At 70.3% G+C, this 21,618-nt stretch carries 16 protein-coding genes; 9 read left to right on the top strand and 7 right to left on the bottom strand.

The window, feature by feature from the left end:
- Nucleotides 1-7: 7 nt before the first annotated feature.
- From ACFYW8_RS12465 to ACFYW8_RS12475, 3 genes are read right to left on the bottom strand one after another with little or no spacing between them, the layout of a single operon-like run.
- Entirely contained in the window at nt 8-919 is a 912-nt protein-coding gene (locus tag ACFYW8_RS12465; protein WP_328554598.1) for an ABC transporter ATP-binding protein, read from the bottom strand.
- Complete coding sequence (locus tag ACFYW8_RS12470; protein WP_389071677.1) at nt 916-1,821, bottom strand: ABC transporter permease; 906 nt, start codon at nt 1,819-1,821, stop codon at nt 916-918. Before ACFYW8_RS12470 ends, ACFYW8_RS12465 begins: the two co-directional genes overlap by 4 nt.
- Nucleotides 1,811-2,827 carry an ABC transporter ATP-binding protein gene (locus ACFYW8_RS12475; RefSeq protein ID WP_365869586.1) on the bottom strand — a complete coding sequence of 339 codons (1,017 nt, stop codon included), beginning with the start codon at nt 2,825-2,827 and terminating at the stop codon, nt 1,811-1,813. Before ACFYW8_RS12475 ends, ACFYW8_RS12470 begins: the two co-directional genes overlap by 11 nt.
- Nucleotides 2,828-3,084: 257 nt before the next feature.
- Between ACFYW8_RS12475 and ACFYW8_RS12480 the strand changes: the two genes are divergently transcribed.
- The 9 genes from ACFYW8_RS12480 to ACFYW8_RS12520 all read left to right on the top strand — a co-directional run bounded on the left by ACFYW8_RS12480 (nt 3,085) and on the right by ACFYW8_RS12520 (nt 13,631).
- Entirely contained in the window at nt 3,085-3,927 is an 843-nt protein-coding gene (locus tag ACFYW8_RS12480; RefSeq protein WP_389071682.1) for a M24 family metallopeptidase, read from the top strand.
- Nucleotides 3,924-5,693, top strand: a complete 1,770-nt coding sequence (locus ACFYW8_RS12485) for an SDR family oxidoreductase (RefSeq protein WP_389071688.1) — start codon at nt 3,924-3,926, stop codon at nt 5,691-5,693. Before ACFYW8_RS12480 ends, ACFYW8_RS12485 begins: the two co-directional genes overlap by 4 nt.
- Before the next feature lie 92 nt (nt 5,694-5,785).
- On the top strand, nt 5,786-6,691 hold the full coding sequence (locus ACFYW8_RS12490) for a metal-dependent hydrolase (protein ID WP_389072515.1): 906 nt from the start codon (nt 5,786-5,788) through the stop codon (nt 6,689-6,691).
- Nucleotides 6,692-6,716: 25 nt separating this feature from the next.
- The gene (locus ACFYW8_RS12495) at nt 6,717-7,661 is read left to right on the top strand and encodes a MerR family transcriptional regulator (protein ID WP_389071693.1); all 945 of its coding nucleotides are present in this window, start codon (nt 6,717-6,719) and stop codon (nt 7,659-7,661) included.
- A 230-nt stretch (nt 7,662-7,891) separates the two neighbouring features.
- Entirely contained in the window at nt 7,892-8,440 is a 549-nt protein-coding gene (locus ACFYW8_RS12500; RefSeq protein WP_389071698.1) for an RNA 2'-phosphotransferase, read from the top strand.
- A gap of 213 nt (nt 8,441-8,653) precedes the next feature.
- On the top strand, nt 8,654-10,438 hold the full coding sequence (locus ACFYW8_RS12505; protein WP_365869393.1) for a DUF262 domain-containing protein: 1,785 nt from the start codon (nt 8,654-8,656) through the stop codon (nt 10,436-10,438).
- Nucleotides 10,439-10,448: 10 nt separating this feature from the next.
- The gene (locus ACFYW8_RS12510) at nt 10,449-11,573 is read left to right on the top strand and encodes a CBS domain-containing protein (RefSeq protein WP_389071705.1); all 1,125 of its coding nucleotides are present in this window, start codon (nt 10,449-10,451) and stop codon (nt 11,571-11,573) included.
- Between the two features lie 156 nt (nt 11,574-11,729).
- Nucleotides 11,730-12,623 carry an LLM class flavin-dependent oxidoreductase gene (locus tag ACFYW8_RS12515; protein ID WP_365869391.1) on the top strand — a complete coding sequence of 298 codons (894 nt, stop codon included), beginning with the start codon at nt 11,730-11,732 and terminating at the stop codon, nt 12,621-12,623.
- Between the two features lie 120 nt (nt 12,624-12,743).
- A complete protein-coding gene (locus ACFYW8_RS12520; protein ID WP_365869390.1) occupies nt 12,744-13,631 on the top strand; it encodes a Cof-type HAD-IIB family hydrolase in 888 nt (295 codons plus the stop codon).
- A gap of 194 nt (nt 13,632-13,825) precedes the next feature.
- Here the strand turns inward: ACFYW8_RS12520 and ACFYW8_RS12525 are convergent, their stop codons facing one another.
- The 4 genes from ACFYW8_RS12525 to cydB form a co-directional block, all read right to left on the bottom strand.
- The gene (locus ACFYW8_RS12525; protein WP_389071711.1) at nt 13,826-14,875 is read right to left on the bottom strand and encodes a M23 family metallopeptidase; all 1,050 of its coding nucleotides are present in this window, start codon (nt 14,873-14,875) and stop codon (nt 13,826-13,828) included.
- 146 nt (nt 14,876-15,021) lie between these two features.
- Nucleotides 15,022-16,710 (bottom strand): GAF domain-containing protein, encoded by a 1,689-nt coding sequence (locus ACFYW8_RS12530; protein ID WP_389072520.1) that lies wholly within the window; start codon nt 16,708-16,710, stop codon nt 15,022-15,024.
- A 306-nt stretch (nt 16,711-17,016) separates the two neighbouring features.
- Nucleotides 17,017-20,559, bottom strand: coding sequence for a thiol reductant ABC exporter subunit CydD (gene cydD, locus ACFYW8_RS12535; RefSeq protein ID WP_389071716.1), 3,543 nt, complete (start codon nt 20,557-20,559; stop codon nt 17,017-17,019).
- Between the two features lie 51 nt (nt 20,560-20,610).
- Entirely contained in the window at nt 20,611-21,618 is a 1,008-nt protein-coding gene (cydB, locus tag ACFYW8_RS12540) for a cytochrome d ubiquinol oxidase subunit II (RefSeq protein WP_365869387.1), read from the bottom strand.

Consider the following 21,618-nt stretch of genomic DNA (forward strand, 5'->3'; position numbering starts at 1 on the left):
CGGCCTCCTACGCCGCGACAAGATACGAGAAGACGGATTCCAGCGACTCGTCGGACGGCGACACCGTCAGCAGCCGGATGCCGTGCTCACGCGCGACCTTCGGCAGCAGTGCGGTGAACCGGCCGAAGTCGACCGCCTGGATGCGCAACGCGCCCTCGGCGAGGTCGACTTCGATGCCGGAGGTCGACGGGTCGGCGATCAGTGCGGCGGCCAGCGCCCGGTCGTCGCTGGAGCGGACCAGGTAGCGGTGCGGGCGGTCGGTCATCAGCCGGCGGATGCGCCGGAAGTCGCCGCTCGCCGCGTGCCGCCCGGCGACGATCACCTCGATGTGGGCGGCGAGTTGCTCCACCTCTTCGAGGATGTGGGACGAGAACAGCACCGTGCGGCCCTCGTCGCCCATGCGGCGCAGCAGGTCCATGAGCTGCATGCGCTGGCGCGGGTCCATGCCGTTGAAGGGCTCGTCGAGCAGCAGCAGCGACGGGTCGTGGACCAGCGCGGACGCCATCTTCACTCGCTGTCGCATGCCCTTGGAGTACGTGGAGATCTTGCGGTCCTGCGCGTACTCCATCTCGACCGTGGCGAGGGCCCGGTGAGCGGCCTTCGCGCCGAGGCCGTGCAACTCGGCGTTGGCGACGACGAATTCGCGCCCGGTGAGGAAGTCGTACATCGCCTCGCGTTCGGGGACGATGCCGATGTGCCGGTAGATGTCCTCGTTGCGCCAGGTCGGCTTTCCGTCGAGGGTGACGGTGCCCGTCGAGGGGGCGAGGAAGCCGCCCATCATGTTGATGAGGGTGGACTTGCCGGCGCCGTTCGGGCCGAGCAGGCCGGTGACGCCGGGGCCGATCGTCATCGTGATGTCGTTGACCGCCACCACGTTGCCGAACCAGCGCGAGACATGGTCGATGTTGAGCGTGGTCACAGCCCGACCTTTCGGTAGCGGCGCATCAGCAGGCCGTAGCAGCCCGCGATGAGGCCCAGGACGACGACGAGGTAGACGACTCCCTGTCCGGACGAGGGGCCCACCTCGCCGGGGAAGGCGGAGGTGGCGCCGAGGAACGCCGTCTGCACTCCGTCGATGAGCGTGATCGGCGAGAAGAGCCCGAGCCAGGGGACGGCTCCGCTGCTGGACCGCTCGAAGGCGATGGCCTGGACGGTGGAGACCGCTCCGTAGGAGATGGTCAGGGCGGCGATGACGGCCGCGATGCCGAAGCCGCGGCGCGGGGTGATCGCCGAGATGACCAGGCCGATGCCGGCGAAGAGCAGCGACAGCAGTGCCACGGAGAGCAGCCCCTGTCCGAAGCCCTTGCTCTGGTCGGAGAAGTCGAGCTTGGCCAGCAGCGCCCCCACGTAGAGGACGATCAGCGGGGCGGCCGTGAGGATGAACAGTGCCGAGGCCAGTGCCGCGTACTTGGCGCGCACGTAGTCGCCGGTCTCTATGGGGCGTGAGAAGTACAGCGGCACGGTCTTGAAGCGCAGGTCGCGGGAGACGGCCTGGGGGCCCTGCGAGGCGACGTACAGGCCGATGACCGCCTGCATGATCACCGCGTAGCGCGTGTAGTCGACGGGCAGGTCCTTCGCCTTGGTGGCGACCGCGACGGCCACCATGATCAGCGCGGGGACGCACATCACCACGAAGAGCAGCATCGGCAGGACCTTGGACTTGACCGAGCGGCCGAGTCCGTAGGCGCCGCGCAGGGACTGCGAGTAGAGGGAGCGCCGGGCGTAGCCGCGGCCGAGGCGGGGGCCGTCGTAGTTGCGGTAGCCGATGTTGTGGATACGGGTCTGCTCACCCGGCTGGGTGAGGGGGTGCTCAACTGCCATGGCCGACCGCCTCCTTCCGCTGGTCGTCGCCGGTCCGCGGTTCGCCGCTCGCCGCTCGCTCGTTCTTCGCCCGCTGCTCGTCGCTGTCGGCGAAGACCTCGGCGATGTGGTGCCTGCGCTGTTCCATGCGGACCAGGCCGAGACCGAGGTCGGCGACCACGTCGCGGACGAGGTCGTAGGTGTCCTCGCTCTCGGTGGTGAGCAGCAGGATGTGTCCGGCGCCCGGCAGTCCGCTGCCGTCGTGGGTCTCGATCCCGCGTGCGTGGAGGACCTCGCGCACCGCGCTCGTGCCGTCCGGGTGCTCGTCGGTGTCGGTGACCTCGATGGCGAGGGTCGTGGTGGTCTTGGTGAAGTCCGTGGTGGAGCTGGAGCGCAGCAGCTTGCCGCCGTCGACGACGACGACGTGGTCGCAGGTGCGTTCCAGTTCGCCCAGGAGGTGCGAGGTGACCAGGACCGAGATGCCGAAGTCCGTGTGGATACGGCGGATCAGTCCGAGCATGTCGTCGCGGCCGACCGGGTCCAGGCCGTTGGTCGGTTCGTCCAGGAAGACCAGCTGGGGGTCGTGGACGAGGGCCTGCGCGAGTTTGACGCGCTGCTTCATGCCCGTCGAGTAGCCGCCGATGGGGCGGTAGCGCTCCTCGTACAGTCCGACATGGCGCAGGGTGTCCGCGGTGCGTTCGCGGGCCGCGGCCGGCGGCAGCCCGGACATCCGCGCCATGTGGACGACGAACTCGGTGGCCGAGACGTCGGGCGGCAGGCAGTCGTGCTCGGGCATGTAACCGACCCGCTCGCGGATGGCGCCGCCTTCGGTGGCGACGTCGAGGCCGAGCACGCGTGCGCTGCCCTCCGTGGCGGGGGACAGACCCAGCAGGATCTTGATCAGTGTGGACTTGCCGGCTCCATTGGCTCCGACGAGTCCGGTCACACCGGGCCCGACGTCCACGGAGAGCCGGTCAAGCGCGGTCACCCGGGGGTACCGCTTGCTCAGGCTTTCGGTCGCGATCACAGTCACGATTCGAAGGTAGTGGCGCACACCACAGCGGTCGTCAGCCCACGGAGGTGGATCCGCGTCAGCCTCCAGTCGTACGGGCCCGTAGGGGTCACCCTCAGGTACGGGCCGCCGGGAGCCGGCGATCCACGGCCGGCCGGTTGTCCACAGGCCACCGGCGGTCCTATTGACGCAGCCTCTAACAACTGTCACATTCGCCAGTGTCACGTTACGGGCACGTACCGCAATCGGTGCGGACAGGGTGGGACGGTGGCATGACGACGGCAGTGGCGGGCGAACTCGCGGCGGAGCTGCGGGGGTTCAGAGAGGTCCAGCGCCTCGCGTACGAGTGCGCGGAGGCGGTCGCGGCACAGCTGAAGCCCGGCGTCACCGAGCGTGAGGCCGCGCGCATGCAGCGGGTGTGGCTGCGCGAGCGCGGGGTGCGGGACTGGTTCCATCTGCCGTTCGCCTGGTTCGGCGATCGCACGGCCTTCGCCGGCTTCCGGATCCCGCTGCAGTTCTTCCCCACCGACCGCCGGCTGGAGCCGGGGATGCCCTTCATCCTCGACATGGCCCCGGTGCACAAGGGCTTCACGGCGGACATCGGCTACTCGGGCTCGCTCGGGCCGAACCCGGTGCAGGACAGGCTGCTCGCCGATCTGGAGGCGCACCGCGAGCTGATCCTGCGCGAGGTGCGCGAGCGGCGGCCGCTGCGGGAGATCTACGAGGACGTCGACCGGCTCATGACCCGCCAGGGCTGCGCCAACCGGCACCGCGCGTATCCGTTCGGCGTGATCGCGCACAAGGTGGACCGGGTGCGGGAGCGGTCCTGGTCGCCGCGTCTGTTCGGGTTCGGCACCCGGTCCCTGAAGGGGCTGGCGAGCGACGCGCTGCGCGGGCACCGGGAGGGCTGGTCCCCCCTGTGGTCGCCGTACGGATTCTCCGGCCATCCGCCCCGGCCGGGACTGTGGGCGGTCGAACCGCACCTCGGCTTCCGGGGTACGGGCGCGAAGTTCGAGGAGATCCTGGTCGTCACGGACTCCGCGGACCCCGAACAGAGCGCGTTCTGGCTCGACGACGATCTGCCGCACGTGCGGCGCTGGGCGGAGGACGAATGAGCATCGTGGGCGCGCGCGAGCGCTGGGTGCGGACGGGCGGAATCGAGCTGTGCGTCGCCGAGCTGGGCGACGACGGGCAGCCGACCGTGGTCCTCGTGCACGGCTATCCGGACTCCAAGGAAGTGTGGTCCGAGGTCGCCGTCCGGCTCGCCGACCGCTTCCATGTCGTGTTGTACGACGTACGGGGACACGGCCGTTCGACGGCGCCGCGGCCCCTGCGCGGCGGGTTCACGCTGGAGAAGCTGACCGACGACTTCCTGGCGGTCGTCGACGCGGTGAGTCCCGACGAGCCCGTGCACCTGGTGGGTCACGACTGGGGTTCCGTGCAGTCGTGGGAGTTCGTCACGGTCGCGCGCGCCGAGGGCCGGATCGCGTCCTTCACGTCGATGTCCGGTCCGTCCCTCGACCATTTCGGCCACTGGATCAAGCGGCGCGTGAGGCGGCCCACCCCGCGAAGGATCGGCCAGCTCCTCGGCCAGGGCGCCAAGTCCTGGTACGTGTACATGCTGCACACGCCGGTGCTGCCCGAGCTGGCCTGGCGCGGCCCTCTGGGCAGGCGGTGGCCGAAGATCCTGCAGCGGATCGAGAAGGTGCCCGCGGGCGACTACCCGACCCCGTCGTTGCCCTCGGACGCGGCGCACGGCGCGTGGCTGTACCGCGACAACGTGCGCTCCCGGCTCGGCCGCCCCCGCGAGGACGCGTACGCGCACGCGCCCGTGCAGCTCGTCACGCCCCTGGGGGACGCCTTCCTCTCCGAGCGGCTCTACGACGAACTGGAGACATGGGCCCCGCGGCTGGTGCGCCGCACCCTCCCTGCCAAGCACTGGGTCCCGCGGACCCGCCCCGACCAACTGGCCGCCTGGATATCCGAGTTCGTGACGGCCAACGAGGGCCGCGAGGCCGGGATGCCCGCACCCGGGCCGGCGGCCACCGGCAGGTACGCCGACCGGTTCGGCGGGCAGCTGGTGCTGGTCACCGGCGCCGGCAGCGGCATCGGACGGGCCACCGCGTTCGCGTTCGCCGAGGCCGGCGCGCGCGTGGTGGCCGTCGACAGGGACGCCGAGGCGGCGGCCCGCACCGCGGAGATGTCCCGGCTGATCGGCGCCCCCGCGGCCTGGGCCGAGACGGTCGACGTCTGTGACGAGCAGGCCATGGAGAAGCTCGCCGACAAGGTCCTCACCGAGTACGGCGTGGTGGACGTGCTGGTGAACAACGCCGGTATCGGACTGTCCGGGTCCTTCTTCGACACCACCCCGGAGGACTGGAGGAAGGTCCTCGACGTCAATCTGTGGGGCGTGATCCACGGCTGTCGGCTCTTCGGGAAGCACATGGCCGAGCGCGGCCAGGGCGGCCACATCGTCAACACCGCGTCGGCGGCGGCGTACCAGCCCTCGAAGGCGCTGCCCGCCTACAGCACCTCCAAGGCGGCCGTCCTCATGCTCAGCGAGTGTCTGCGCGCGGAGCTGGCCGGACAGGACATCGGCGTCTCGGCGATCTGCCCCGGCTTCGTCAACACCAACATCACCTCGACCGCGCGTTTCGCCGGCGTCGACGCGGCCGAGGAGAAGCGCCGCCAGAAGAAGTCGGCCCGGCTGTACGGGCTGCGCAACTACCCGCCGGAGAAGGTCGCCGACGCGATCCTGCGCGCGGTCGTACGCAACGAGGCGGTCGTGCCGGTCAGCCCGGAAGCGCGCGGCCTCCACCTCATGCACCGCTTCGCGCCCAGGGCACTGCGCGCGATCGCACGAATGGAGCCACCCCTGTGAGCGAACGACCGGGCGACGCGGCGGACGGTCCGACAGGACCGCTGGAAGACAGCCGGACAGGACCGCCGGGAGACGGCCCGCCCGGCGGTTCCCTGAGCGAGGGCCACTACGCGATCCTCCCCAGACGGGTGTCCTTCGACTGGCAGGACACCCCGCTGCACTGGATCCCGGAGGAGCCCACCGCCACCCACGTCATCAATGTGCTGCATCTGCTGCTCCCGGCCGGGGAACGGTGGTTCGTGCGGGTCCTCAAGGAAGCTCTGCCACTGATCCGCGACCCCGAACTCCGCAAGGACGTCAAGGGGTTCATGGGCCAGGAGGCCACACACAGCGTGCAGCACGCGTACGTCCTCGACCACCTCGCCGCCCAGCGGCTCGACACCTCCGCCTTCACCCGGCACGTCGACTTCCTCTTCGAGAAGCTGCTCGGCGAGGAGCCGCCCCTGGGCGTGCCGGTCCCGGCCCGGGAGTGGCTGCGCTTCCGGCTGTCGATGGTCGCGGCGATCGAGCAGTTCACGGCGGTGCTGGGCGACTGGGTGCTGACGGCCGAGGGCCTGGACCTCGCCGACGCCGACGAGGTCATGCTCGATCTGCTGCGCTGGCACGGAGCGGAGGAGGTCGAGCACCGTTCGGTGGCCTTCGACCTGTACCAGCACTGCGGCGGCGACGGCGCGCCCCGGTACGCCCGGCGGGTCGCGGGCATGGCCGTCACCGCGCCGATGATGCTCTACCTGTGGGTGTGGGGCGCCGCCTATCTGATCCGCCACGACCCCCGGCTCGCCGGCCGGCTGCGCTATTCGCTCGCCGCCCACGACAAGGCGGTCCGCAAAGGGCTGTTGCCCAGCTGGAAGGAGCTCGGCGCGGCCATACCCCGCTATCTGCGGCGGTCGTACCATCCGTCGAAGGAAGGCTCTTTGCTCAGGGCCGTCGAGTATCTGGCGCAGTCACCCGCGGCGCGGTCGGCGGTGGGGGCGACCGGGCGGGCTGCGGCTTCCTAGGGCCCGGGCCGGGAGGGCGGGAGAGATGAACGACGAGTCGGGCGGGGTCGCGTACCGCATCGAGGACCTGGCACACCGCAGCGGCGCCACGGTCCGGACGATCCGCGCCTATCAGGACCGCGGGCTGCTGCCCCGCCCCGAGCGGCGGGGTCGCGCCAATGTGTACGCGGACGCCCATCTGGCGCGGCTGCGGCAGATCGCCGAACTCCTCGACCGCGGCTACACACTGGCCTCGATCAAGGAGCTTCTGGAGGCCTGGGACGCGGGCCGGGGCCTCGGCGGGATACTCGGTCTGGTCGCGGAGGTCGACGGGCCGTGGACCGACGAGGAGGCCGCCCGGATCTCCCGGGCCGAACTGGAGGAGCGGTTCGGCGGTCGTCCCGACGCCGTGGCGGTGGCGGTCGCCGTCCAGCTCGGTGTGCTGGAGCCCGTTCCGGGCGATGCGGACGCCTTCCTCGTTCCGAGCCCTCAAGAGCTTTCCGCGGCCGTCGAGTTGTACGCGGCGGGTGTGCCCCTGTCCGCGATCGCCTGCCATCTGCGGGAGTTGAGGGGGCAGGTCGAACACATCGCCTCACGCTTCCTGGAGTTCACCACGGAGCACGTCTTCGCGCGCTATCTGGGGGAGCACCCGCCGAGTGACGCGGAAGCGGCCGAGGCGGCCTCGCTCGTGCGGCGGCTGCGACCGCTCGCGCAGCAGACGGTGGATGCCGAACTGGCCCGTGCCATGCGGCTCTTCGCCACCCGCCATCTGAGCCGGCACCTCGCGGCCGGGCAGCTCCCGGAGAAGTCGGAAAGCGTGCGCGCGGTGGAAGTGGCCGCCGGGACAATGCGGGCCGTGGAGCGCCTGGTTGGCGCCGATAACGCGGCGGCTTTCGTCACGGCGGCCACCGAACGAGAGCTGCAGGCACGTGTGTTGGACCACCTCACCGCAAACGGCGTCCATCACGGCATTGTTGACGAAATGCCTTAAAGGGCAACCTCGTTGTCCACAGATTCGTCAATTCGCCTGTGGATAACAAGACTTGGCTGTGGATCAAACCTCCGAGCCGAAATAAAGTGCGTGATCCGTCTCTCACCAGGCACGCTGGGAGGATGAGGGAAGAGACGGATGCCCGGACGCATGGACGGACTCGTGACCAGACGCGCGACGAGACGCACGAGCGGACGGATGGTCCGACAGAAGTGCAGGCGGATGAGCGGATGGATGAAAAGCGCACCGTGAAGGTGTCGAAGTACCTCTCGAAGCATCTGCGGCATCAGCCCGAGCGGATCGGACTCACGCTCGGCGAGGGCGGCTGGGTCGAGATCGACGCGCTGATCTCCGCGGCGGCCGCGCACGGCTTCCGGTTCACCCGCGCCGAGCTCGATCACGTGGTGGCCGACAACGACAAGCGGCGCTTCGCCGTCGAGGGGACCCGGATCCGGGCCAGCCAGGGTCACTCCGTCGAGGTCGACCTCGGACTGCCCCCGGCGACCCCGCCGGCGTACCTCTACCACGGGACCGTGGCACGCAACCTGGACGCGATCCGCGCCGAGGGTCTGAAGCCGATGAACCGGCACGACGTGCACCTCTCGGCGGACCGGGAGACGGCCACCCGCGTCGGCGCCCGCCGCGGCCGTCCGGTCGTGCTCAGCCTGGACGCCGCCGCCATGCACCGCGACGGCCACGTCTTCCGGGTCAGCGCCAACGGCGTCTGGCTGACAGAGGCCGTACCCCCGCGCTACCTGCGGTTTCCCGGTCCGCGCTGATCCCGGCCGCCGTCACCGACCGACCGCACTAACCAGGAAGGTCGGCGATTGTGGGAAACGGCTCCGCCGATGGTCGCGCTTCGGGCATGATCCGATGGAACGTGTCCGTCGGCAGTACGCCCGCGCGCCAGAACTCGCGCGGCGGCACGAGGCGGCACCAGTACGAGCCTGGGAGTACACGTGGTGGCGCTGGATGGCCCGAGCCTGGGCAGAATGTTGGATGACGTCGCGGCCGGAAAGATTCAGCTGCCCGACTTCCAGCGTCAGTGGAAATGGGACGACGACCGGATCCGTGCTCTGCTGGCCACAGTGACGCTCGACTATCCGTTGGGCGTGGCGATGACACTGGACACGGGAGGCGAGGCGCAGTTCAAGGCCCGACCGCTGCACGGAACGGTGGTACGGCCCGGCACCGTTCCCGAGCAGCTTCTGCTGGACGGGCAACAGCGGCTGACGTCGCTGTTCCAGGCACTGCGGTCGGACCGGCCGGTGGAGACGAGCGACACACGGAACAAGCCCGACCAACGCTGGTACTACATCGACATCTCACTGGCGGTGGACGAGGAGTCCGACCGGGACGAGGCGATCCGGTCCGTCCCCGCGGATCGCCTGCTGCGCGGCTCCTTCGGGCGGATTCTCCTGGACCTGACGAGCAGGGACGCCGAATGTTCAGCCGGATTCTTCCCGCTGAACCTGATATTCGACGCAGATGCCACCGGCAGGTGGCAACGCACCTATGTCAGCGCGTCCGAGGACCGCTGGGACACCTGGTCCGCGTTCCAGGCGAAAGTCATCGACACGGTCAAGGGCTTCAAGGTGCCGCTGATCCGTTTGCCCAAGGAGACCCAGAAGGACGCCGTCTGCTCGGTTTTCGAGCGGGTCAACACCGGTGGCGTGGTACTCAACGTGTTCGAACTGCTCACCGCGACGTACGCCGGAGACGACCGGTACACCCGTGAACACGGCCGGGACTTCAGCCTCAGTGAGGACTGGAGGACGACCAAGCAGATGCTCAGCACCGCGTATCCGGTTCTCGGTTCCATCGACGCCGACAGCCGGCATGAGACCGGACTCACCAGCCTGGACTTCCTCCAGACGATCGCCCTCGTGCAGACCTGGCAGCGCAAGCAGCGGTACATGGCGGACAACCCGGGAGCAGCCAGTCCGCCCGCGGTCAGCTGTAAGCGCCGTGACCTGCTGCACCTGCCGCTGGCCGACTACAGCGCACTCGCCCCCAAGGTCACAGGTGCCTTCGCCTGGGTCGGCAAGTTCCTCGCCTCGCAGCATGTCTTCAAGGAGAGGGACCTGTCGTACGGCTCGCAGTTGGTGCCGCTCGCAGCGATCGCCGCACTCCTCGGCAGGGAGACGTGCGAGAAGTCGACGATCAAGGACGGACTGTCCCGCTGGTACTGGTGCGGCGTGCTCGGCGAGCTGTACGGAGGGGTCACTGACACGCGCTTCGTCCGTGACGTGGAACAGGTCATCACCTGGCTGACGGACGACGGCCCGGAGCCGGACACGATCACCGAGGCCTCCTTCCAGGAGCAGCGCCTGCACCGGCTGACATCACGCAACAGTGCCGCCTACAAGGGCATCTACGCGCTGCTGATGAAGGAGGGCGCAGCGGACTGGCACTTCCCGGACGAGGCGATCAGCGAGCAGAACCTGACAGGCTGGTCCGTCGACATCCGGCAGGTCTTCCCCAAGGCGTGGTTCGACCGCAATAAGGCTGACAGCGCACGGATGACCAGCATCGTCAACAAGACCGCACTGTCGTTCCAGTCGTACCAGACGATCGGCGGCAACTCTCCCTCCGTCTACCTCGCCGCGTTGGAGAAGGCGGCGGGAATCAGCGGGGACTGGCTTGACGACGTGGTTGAAACCCACCACATCAGCCCGAAAACCCTCCGCGACGACGACTTCGACGCGTTCTACCGGGACCGAGCCGCGCGCCTGCTGAGCCTGGTGGAGCGTGCCATGGGCAAAGCGACGGTCTGAGGAGAAGCAGATGTCAGCCTCGGGTGAACTCGACGTAGCGGGCCTGGCCGGTGCCACGCTGAGCCGACGCCAACTGCTGGCGCGATGGGACATCCGGTTCCGCAACCATGCTGCCGTGTCACGCATCTCGCTCGCCCTGAGCAACGCCGGGCTCACCACGGTGCCGGATCTCGCCGTCGGCCCCATCGACGGCGAGATCCGTGTGGTGTCTCTGCCCAGCGGCAACGCCGTTCCTGCACAGGCGCACCCGCCAGGTGACCCCGACCCGGGCGCACACCGGGCTGTCACCGTCGAGGCCCCGGACGAGGTCGCCCAGGACCCGCCTCAGGCGGCGGACACAGGCGCCACACCGGACTCCGACGGGGCACCGGACGGGGCGCCCGGAGAGGATCCCGTCGGCCTGCTGCCACAGACCGCGCTGCGCGTCAGTGTGTTCCCCTCGGCCGACGGCGGAGCTGTCTCCATCACGCCCGACGACACGCTGCCCAAGGCCATGAGCATCATGGCCGAACGCGGCTTCTCCCAGTTGCCCGTCCTCGACGGCCTGGGCACCCTGCAAGGCGTCGTCACCTGGGCTTCCATCGCCCATATGCACGCCACCGGGCGGGAGGCCACCGTTCGGAACGCCCTCACCAGCGAATACCACGCCGTTGAGTCGACCGCCTACCTCCTACCGGTAGTTCCCATGATCCAGGCATATGGCTTCGTCCTGGTGCGCAGCGCCGCGGGATCCGTGACCGGCATCGTCACCACGGCGGACCTCGCCGACCAGTTCGTGGCCATCGCGCGCCCGTTCTTCGTGCTCGGTGAGATCGAACGGCGCCTCCGTCGCTGTCTCAGCCGGGTGTACGGCGAGGACGACGTGCGGAGGGTCCACAAGGACCGACGCCGCAGACAGGTCGATCAGTTGATGTTCGGCGAGTACATCCGGCTGCTCGACGACGAGGAACGCTGGAAGAAGCTCAACTGGCCAGGGGTGGATCGTGGGCACTTCGTCGGCCTGCTCCGCCGCGTGAAAGACGTCCGTAACGGGGTCATGCACTTCAACAGCGGATATCCGGACGACGCGGCCACGGTCCTGCTCGACCGGTTCGTAGGCATTCTCCGCGGCTACGACCCGGACGCCACCGCCTGATGACACCGCAGCGCTCGGCCGTACGGAGTCCTGGCACCGATGATCCACGGGGAACCGGGCCCTGTGGAACCACCCGCCTGCTGAGGACACCGAACGCATCGCCGGTCCGCGCGGGGCCGACGCGGAACGATTCCACGGCCGGTTAGGGTCGACCATATGCATCTGAGCACGGTCATCCTGCCGGTATACCCCTGGGCCGAAGGCCGGTCGGTCTGGCGCCGGGCCGAGGCGCTCGGCTTCCGGACGGCGTACACCTACGACCATCTGTCCTGGCGGACCTTCCGCGACGGCCCGTGGTTCGGGGCCGTGCCGACACTGACCGCGGCGGCCGCCGTCACCGACCGGCTGCGCCTCGGCACGCTCGTGACCTCGCCGAACTTCCGGCACCCGGTCACCCTCGCCAAGGACCTGATCTCCCTCGACGACATCTCGAACGGCCGGTTCACCCTGGGCATCGGCGCGGGCGGCACCGGTTTCGACGCCACCGCGCTCGGCCAGGACCCGTGGACCCCGCGGGAGCGCGCCGACCGCTTCGGTGAGTTCGTCCCGCTGCTCGACCGGCTCCTCACCGAGGACTCCGTCTCGTACGACGGCAATTTCTACTCGGCGCACGAGGCGCGCAACATCCCGGGCTGTGTCCAGCGCCCCCGGCTGCCGTTCGCGGTGGCCGCCACCGGCCCGCGCGGGCTGAGGCTCGCCGCCCGTCACGGGCAGGCGTGGGTGACGACAGGCGACCCGAAGCTGTTCGAGACGGGCACCCCCGAGCAGTCGGTTCAAGCCATTCGCGGGCAGGTCGCCAAGCTGGCCGACGCGTGCGCCGAGATCGGCAGGGACGTGGCGGAGCTCGACAAGGTCCTGCTCACCGGCTTCACGCCCGACCGGAGCCGCCCACTTGAGTCCCTCGACGCGTTCGTCGACTTCGCGGGCCGGCACGTCGAGCTGGGCTTCACCGACATCGTGATCCACTGGCCGATCCCCGACTCGGACTTCGCCGCCGACGAGAAGGTCTTCGAGCGGATCGCCATGGAAGCGGTCGCCCAGCTGTCCTGAGACCGACGCCCTGTCCAGAGGCCCGAAGTCGTGGCGCCGGACTTCCGGACAGGGCGTAACGGCACCGATGAGGACGGTAACCACTCAAGTGTGCGGACCGCCGCACGGCCGTGCGCATATATGCGGGAGAATGAGCACGTGACCTCAGCGACTCGCCGGCCCGAGACTCCGGCCTCCACCGTCCCGCCCCGGCTGATCGCCACGGACCTCGACGGCACCTTGTTGCGCGACGACAAATCGGTGTCCGACCGCACGATCGCCGCCCTCGCAGCCGCCGAACAGGCCGGCATCGAGGTCTTCTTCGTCACCGGCCGCCCGGCCCGCTGGATGGACGTCGTCAGCGACCACGTCCACGGGCACGGCCTGGCCATCTGCGGAAACGGAGCCGCCGTGGTCGATCTGCACGGCGGCCCCGGCGCCCACCGCTTCGTCAAGATCCGGGAACTGACGCCCGACAACGCCCTGGACGTCATCCAGGTGCTGCGTTCCGCCGCTCCCGGCACGGTGTGCGCCGTCGAGCGCACGTACGGCCTCCACCTCGAACCGGGTTACCCCCTCATGCACATGGAGCCCCCGGAGATCGTCGCGCCCGCCGAGAAACTTCTCGCCGAGGACGCTCTCGACGCCGACCAGCCGGTGCTGAAGGTGCTCGCGTACCACCCGGAGATGGACCCTGACGAGTTCCTCGCCGTCGCCCGCCCGGCCATCGGCGACCGGGCCAATGTGACCCGGTCGAGCCCCAGTGCCCTTCTGGAGATCAGCGGCCCCGGCATCTCCAAGGCCAGCACCCTCGCGCTGTGCTGCGCCGAGCGCGGTATCTCCGCCGAGGAGGTCGTCGCCTTCGGCGACATGCCGAACGACGTCGAGATGCTCACCTGGGCCGGCCGTTCGTACGCGATGGGCAACGCCCACCCCGCTGTGATCGCGGCCGCCTCCGGGCGCACGGTCGCGAACAACGAGGACGGGGTGGCGGTCGTGATCGAGCGGATCCTGGCAGAGCGCTCGTAACCAACCCGACAGCACGGCCGCTGGGCTTCCGGACCACCCGGCGGCAATACCCGCGGGGCCTCCGGCGTACGTGCCCAAGGCCCCGCGGGTATTGCCGCCGGTCCTCCCGCAGGGCCTTCGGCGGACCCCCACAGCCGTCGTACGGCCGGTCGTGCCGGTCGCCTCGCCACAGCCGCTGTGAGCCGCCGGCGGGCCTACACAACGACCCCGTGCTCCGCCAGCCACGGCACCGGGTCGATCGCCGATCCCATGTCCGGCGTCACCCGCACCTCGAAGTGCAGATGCGGGCCGGTCGAGTTGCCGCTCGTGCCCGACTGCCCGATCCACTCCCCGGTCGAGACCCGCTGCCCCTGGTCGACGGCGACGGACGCCAGATGCGCGTACTGCGTGTAGTAGCCGTCGGGGTGCTCGACCACGACCTCGATCCCGAAGGCACCGCCACAGGACACCTTCACCACCCGGCCCGCTCCGACCGCCCTGACCGGGCTGCCGATGGGCACCGCGAAGTCCTGGCCGGTGTGCCGATGCGCCCAGTGCTCGCCCCCGCTGCCGAAACCCGCGGAGAGCTCGTACGTCTCCACCGGCGCGACCCACGCGCGCGTGAAGTCCGTGGGCGGCTGGTCGAGACGGACCGCACCACGACAGGAACCCGCCGCCACCGAGGCGTCCGCCCGGCTCTGCAACGCCGACCGCGCCTCGTCGAGCTTGGCCTCGATGGTCCGCTTGATCCCGGCGAGTTCCCCGTTCCGCTTCTCCAGCGCCTCCCACACGGACCGGGCCTTCCCCTCGTCTGCGGCGAGCCGGCCCTCGGCACGCCGGCTCTTCGCGACGGCATTGACGACAGCCAGATCGGCCCGCCGCACGGCACGCTGACCACGCATCAGATCGTCGGGATCCTTCGCGAACAGGATCTGCGCCGTGTACGGCAGGCCGCCGCCCTGCCGGTACTGGGCGCTCGCGATCCGGCCCAGGTCCTCGTGCAGGGCCGCGATCTCCTGACGCTCCTGAACCAGAAGCCGCTCAGCGCGCTCCGCCCGGCCACGCTGCGCCTCGGCGTCCTGGCGCCCCGCCTCGTACTGCCTCGTCGCCACGGAGGCGTCCTCGTACAGCCGCGCCACCTGGGCACTGATGTCGAGGTCCGCGCTGTCGCCGTCGTCCTCTGCCACCGCCGGCCGGGCCGCGAGGACCACGAGCGCGCACAACAGCGCCGGTACGAAAAGGGGATGGCGACGAGATGAGCGCATGACAGCGATCGTGGCCCGCGTCTACGGACCCGGCCTGTTCAAGGGGTACACCTGGGGGACGGGACGTCACGAATGGCCCATCGGCGGGACCGAACGGCCCCGTACCGGCGCGGTGACCCGCGAACAGGTCTCCCGCACAAGGCGATTCAGTGCGGAACCTGCCACACCACCGTCGTGCCGCCTCCGCCCTCACCGATCCCCGGCCCGTACCAACTGGCTCCGCCCAGCGACTCGGCACGCCGCTTGAGGTTCTTCAGGCCGCTGCGCCGGCCGCCGTCGGGGATGCCGACGCCGTCGTCCGCCACGGCGAGGCGCACGCCCGGCCGCCCGTCCGACAGGAGGACGTTCGCGTCGACGGATACCTCGATGCGGGAGGATCCCGCGTGCCGGAAGGCGTTGGAGAGGGCTTCACGCAGCGCGGCGATGAGGTTCTTGCCCGTGAGTTCGCCGACCAGCGTGTCGACGGGGCCGGTGAAGTGGTGACCGGGCCGGAAACCGAGGGGGACGGCGGCCATGCTGATCTCGCGCAGGACGCGGGTGCGCAGCCCGGACGGCACTTCGGCGGGACCCTGCCGGAGCGCGAAGATCGCGGTGCGGATCTCCTGGATGGTGACGTCGAGTTCGTCGACCGCCTTGCCGACGCCCCGCCGCACCTCGGGCACGTTCGACCGGCGCTGCGCGCTCTCCAGCATCATTCCGGTGGCGAAGAGCCGCTGGATGACCAGATCGTGCAGGTCACGGGCGATCCGATCGCGGTCCTCGTACACCGCCAGCCGTTCCCTGTCGCGCTGTGTCTCGGCCATCATCAGTGCCAGCGCGGCCTGCGAGGCGAACTGCGTCGCGAGGGACCGCTCGGTCTCCGTGAACGGGCGTCCTTCGCGCGTCCGCGGGGTGACGAGGGCCCCGAGGACGCGGCCGTCGCTCTGCAGGGGAAGCATCATGACGGGCCCGTAGTCGCGGGTCAGATCCGTACGCAGGCGCGGGTCGACAGCCGCGTCCTCCAAGAACACCGGCTTCCCGTCGCAGAGTTCGGCGACCAGTTCGCTCTCCGGCGGAACGACCACACCGAGCAGCTTCGAAGGGTGTTCGGCTGCCACCGCGACGACCTCCAGGCCGCCTTCTTCGGCGGGCAGCAGCACCAGCCCGGCCGCGGAACCGGAGAGCCGACGGGCCTGTTCGGCGACGACCTGCAACGCGTCCTCGGCGTGGCCGCCCGCCAGCAGCGCGGTGGTGACGGCCACCGAGCCGTCGATCCAGCGCTCGCGCTGCTTCGCCGCCTCGTACAGGCGGGCATTGCCTATCGCGATTCCCGCTTCCGTGGCCAGCACCCGGACCATGCTGAGGTCTTCGTCGCCGAACGTCCCGCTGCCGCGCTTCTCCGTGAGGTACAGGTTCCCGAAGATCTCCCCCTGCACCCGGATCGGCAATCCGAGGAAGCTGCGCATCGGCGGATGGCCGGGCGGGAACCCGCAGGAACGCGGGTCGTTCCTTAGGTTCGCGAGACGCACCGGATCGGGGTCGCGGATGAGCGCCCCCAACAGCCCCTGGTGCCCGTCGGGCATCCGACCGATCCGCCGGACGGTCGCCTCGTCGACGCCGTGCTGAACGAAGTCCGAGAGTCCCTCCCCACTCTCGGCCACGACCCCGATGGCCGCGTACCGCGCGTCCGTGAGCTCGGCCGCTGTCTCGCAGATCCGGTCCAGCGTGGAATGCAGCTCCAGCCCCGATCCGACCGACCGCATGGCCTCCAGCAAGGGCGGCACCCGTGCGGCCGACTCGTCGGGCAGCCCTCCCGGACCACGGTCCGCCGGGGCCACAGGAGCCGCCGGAGCCACCGCAGCCGAGTCGCCGTCCGGGACGGGGGAGGTCGGCGCTGCTGACACGCCTTGAGCCTAATTAGTCCCCTTTGTAAGGGAAAGTCGAGTCAGGGGAGAGGACGGAAACGGAATCCGGGACCCACCACGTCCCACGGGCCCAGCCACGACCCGCCCATACCCTTGCCCACATGGCCCTCAGCACGCCACCGGGCCCGGCCCTCACGGCCCGCCCGCACAGCCCTCACCACGCCACCAGGCCCAGCCCGCACAGCCCGCAGTACGCCACCGGACCCACCACTTACGCCCCGCCCGCCCGCGCGGCGCTCAGCGCGCCACCGCGCCCGCCAGCAGATCTCCCGCGGTCTCCCGTTCCACCATCTCCCGCAGCGGTCCCTCGACGGCCGACAGCTCCGCGAACGCCCCGCGCTGGACCACCCGTCCCCCTGCGAGGACGACCACCTCGTCCACCGCGTCAAGACCTGCCAGCCGGTGTGTGATCAGCAGGGTCGTACGGCCCGCCGTCGCGGCCAGCAGATCGGCGGTGAGCGCGTCGGCCGTCGGCAGGTCGAGGTGTTCCGCCGGTTCGTCGAGAACGAGTACGGGGAAATCGGCGAGCAGCGCACGGGCCAGCGCGAGTCGCTGGCGCTGGCCCCCGGACAGCCGGGCCCCGTGCTCACCGATCAGGGTGTCGAGCCCGTCGGGCAGTCCGTCCACCCAGTCGAGGAGCCTGGCCCGCCCGAGCGCGTCGCGCAATGTGGCCTCGGTCGCGTCCTTGCGGGCGAGCAGCAGGTTCTCGCGCACGGTGCTGTCGAAGAGATGCGCGTCCTGGGCGCACAGCCCGACCAGCCTGCGCACCTCGTCCCCGTCCATCCCGTACGCGTCCGCCCCTCCCAGCGTGTACGTCCCCGCTCCCGCGTCCAGGAACCTCAGCAGCACCTGCGCGAGCGTGGTCTTGCCGGCTCCGGACGTGCCGACCACAGCGATCCTGCGGCCCTCTTCGAGGGTCAGATCGAGGCCGGCCAGCGCGTCCCGGTCCTGTCCCGCGTGCCGGGCCCGCAGCCCCTCCACCCGGAGCGGGAACGGCGACGCGGGCGCCGGCCGCGGCTGCTCGGGTTCGCGTACGGGATCGGTGGCGTCCAGCACCTCGTACACGCGCTCCGCGCTCTTGCGCACCCGCTGCCGGTACTGGACGGCGAGCGGCAGTCCCATGACGGCCTCGAAGGCGGCGAGGGGGGTGAGGACGACGACAGCCAGCAGCACGCCGTGCAGACGTCCGGCGGCGACCGCCTGAGCGCTGACAAGACCGGTGGCCGTGACGGTGAGACCGGACACGAGGGCCGTGAGTCCGTCGCCGAGCGCGGTGGCGGTCGCGGCTCGCGAGGCGATGCGGGTGAGGACGGCGTCGGCCCGGCGCGTCTCCGCCGTACGGGCGGGCAGCGCACCCGCGACGGTCAACTCGGCGGTCCCCGTGAGCAGATCGGCGACCCGGGTCGCCAGCACGCCGCGCGCGGGAGCCAGCCGTCGCTCGGCGCGGCGCGCCACGGCGCCGGTCACCAGGGGAACGCCGAGACCGGCCGCCAGCAGACCGGCGGCGAGAGCGGCGCCGGCCTCGGGCAGCAGCCAGGCGGTGAACGCGACGGTGGCGGCGGACACCAGGAGCGCGGCTCCGGCCGGCAGCAGCCACCGCAGCCAGTAGTCCTGGAGGGCGTCCACGTCGGCGACGAGCCGCGACAGCAGATCGCCGCGCCGGGTGGTCCGCAGCCCGGCGGGTGCGAGCCGTTCCAGACGGCGGTAGACGGCGACCCGTGTGTCGGCCAGCATCCGCAGCACGGCGTCGTGCGACACGAGCCGTTCCGCGTACCGGAACACCGCCCGTCCGATTCCGAAGGTCCGGGTCGCTGTCACGGCCACCATCAGATAGAACACCGGCGGCTGCTGGGAGGCCCGCGAGATGAGCCACCCGGAGGTCGCCATCAGGCCGACGGCGCTCCCGAGCGCGAGGCTGCCGAGGAGCAGGGCGAGGGCGAGCGGCCCACGGCGGGGAAGTGCCATGGCCCGCACACGGGCGAGCAAGCCACCCCGGCTCCGGGACGCCGGGGCGAGCCCTTCGCCGTCGTCCGAGAGCGCGCCTTCCGGCTCGCCGCCCACGGGCGACTGCGTGCGGCCCGGCCGCGGGAGGCCGGAAACCTCGACGGCGGCCGCGAGTGCCGTCTGCGGGTCGCCGACCGCCGCGGCTTCCAGGCGCACCACCCGGTCCGCCACTTCCAGCAGGGCCGGTCGATGCACGACCAAGAGGACGGTCCGCCCCACGGCGAGCCGCCGTACCGCTGCGACGACCTCCGCCTCGGTCGCCCCGTCGAGCGAGGCGGTCGGCTCGTCGAGCAGGAGCACGGGCCGGTCCGCGAGAAACGCCCGGGCGAGTGCGAGGCGCTGACGCTGGCCGGCCGACAGCCCGGCTCCGTCCTCGCCGAGGACCGTGTCGGCCCCGGCGGGCAGCGCGTCGACGAATCCGGCCGCGCCGGCGTCGACGAGGGCCCTGCGCAGCGCCGCGTCGTCCGCCTCGGGTCGCGCCAGCCGTACGTTCTCGGCGATGGATCCGGCGTACAGGTGCGGCCGTTGCGGCACCCATGCGATCCGTGAGCGCCACTCCGTGAGGTCGGCCTCGGCGAGATCGGCTCCCCCGGCCCGGACCCGGCCCGCGGTGGGCTCGACGAACCCGAGCAGGACGTTCAGCAGCGTCGACTTGCCCACGCCGCTGGGTCCGACCAGTGCCACCGTCTCACCGGGTTCGACCGTGAGGGAGGCGGCCGAGAGCGCGTCCGCGGAGCGCCCCGGGTACCGCACGGTCACACCCTCGAAGCTGATCTCCCCCACGGGCACGCGCAGCGATCCGGACTTCGGCGCCGGGGTCTCCAGCACCGCGAAGATCTCCTCGGCGGCCGCGAGCCCCTCGGCGGCGGCGTGGTACTGGGCTCCCACCTGCCGCAGCGGCAGATAGGCCTCGGGCGCCAGCACGAGGATGACGAGCCCCACGTACAGGTCCATCTCGCCGCGGACGAGCCGCATCCCGATGGTCACCGCGACCAGTGCGACCGAGATGGTGGCGAGCAGTTCCAGGGCGAAGGACGACAGGAAGGCGATCCGGAGCGTCCGCATGGTCGCCTGCCGGTACTCGCCGGTGATCTTCCGGATCGACTCGGCCTGCGCCTTGGCCCGGCCGAACACCTTGAGCGTGGGCAGTCCAGCGACGACGTCCAGGAAGTGTCCGGACAGCCGGGACAGCATCCGCCATTGGCGGTCCATCTGGCTGCGCGTGGCCCAGCCGATCAGCATCATGAACAAGGGGATCAGCGGCAGGGTGCAGACGATGATCGCCGCCGACACCCAGTCCTCGGTGACGATCCGCGCCAGTACGGCCACCGGGACGACCACCGCGAGCCCCAGCTGCGGCAGATAGCGCGCGAAGTAGTCGTCCAGGGCGTCGACCCCCCGCGTCGCGAGGGCGACCAGTGAGCCCGTGCGCTGGCCGCTGAGCCACCCGGGCCCGAGGGACGCGGCCCGCTCCAGCAGCCGGCCCCTCAACTCCGACTTGACCGCGGCGCTCGCCCGGTGTGCGGCGAGCTCGGTGAGCCAGGCCACCATCGCGCGCCCAGCCGCGACGGCCGCCAACAGCAGCAGAGGGGTGCGGAGTTCAGCGACAGAGGAACCGTGCTGGAAGGCACCGACCACCACTTCGGCGATGAGCATCGCTTGGGCGATGACCAGCGACGCTCCGACGGCACCGAGACCCACGACCGCCACAAGGAAGAGGCGGGTGGCTCGGGCGTACCGGAGCAGACGCGGATCGATTGGTTTCACGTGAAACACACCCCTGGCTCATCAGGCATGTTTCACGTGAAACATGCCATTACATCGGATTCAGTGCGACACGTCCACGGCGATGTGCTGCGTGCCGATGCGCTTGCGGAACACCCAGTAGGTCCAGCTCTGGTAGAGCAGGACGATCGGCGTGGCGATCGCGGCACACCAGGTCATGATCTTCAGGGTGTAGTGGCTCGACGAGGCATTGGTGACCGTGAGGCTCCAGTCCGCGTTGAGCGAGGACGGCATCACGTCCGGGAAGAGCGACAGGAAGAGCATCGCGACAGCGGCCACGATGGTGAGCCCCGAGAGCATGAAGGCCCAGCCTTCCCGACCCCCGTTGACCGCCACCAGTGCCGCGACGAGGGCGACCACGGCCACGATCAGCGCGACCAGCGAGGCGCCGTCACCGTTGTCCATCTGAGTCCAGATCAGAAAGATCAGCGCCAACACGGCCGTTGCCAAGCCGAGTTGCAGCGCCAGCTTCCGTGACCGCTCCCGGATGTCCCCGACCGTCTTGAGTCCGACGAACACCGTCCCGTGGAAGGTGAACAAGGTCAGCGTGACCAGACCACCGAGGATCGCGTACGGGTTGAGCAGGTCCCAGAAGTTGCCCACGTACTCGAAGTTCCGGTCGATCTTCACTCCGCGCACGATGTTGCCGAAGGCCACACCCCACAGGAACGCCGGGATCAGCGAGGTCCAGAAGATGGCTGTCTCCCAGTTGCGCTGCCAGTGCTCCTCGGGCCGCTTCGCCCGGTACTCGAAGGCGACGCCACGCACGATCAGACAGACCAGGATGATCAGCAGAGGCAGATAGAAGCCCGAGAAGAGCGTGGCGTACCACTCGGGGAAGGCCGCGAAGGTCGCACCGCCCGCCGTGAGCAGCCACACCTCGTTGCCGTCCCACACGGGACCGATCGTGTTGATCAGCACCCGCTTCTCGGTGCGGTCGTGGGCCAGCAGCTTGGTGAGGATGCCGACTCCGAAATCAAAGCCCTCCAGGAAGAAGTAGCCGATCCAGAGGACCGCGATGAGTACGAACCAGACGTTGTGAAGTTCCAT

It is taken from the genome of Streptomyces sp. NPDC002742 (assembly GCF_042888885.1).
GTDB lineage: Bacteria > Actinomycetota > Actinomycetes > Streptomycetales > Streptomycetaceae > Streptomyces.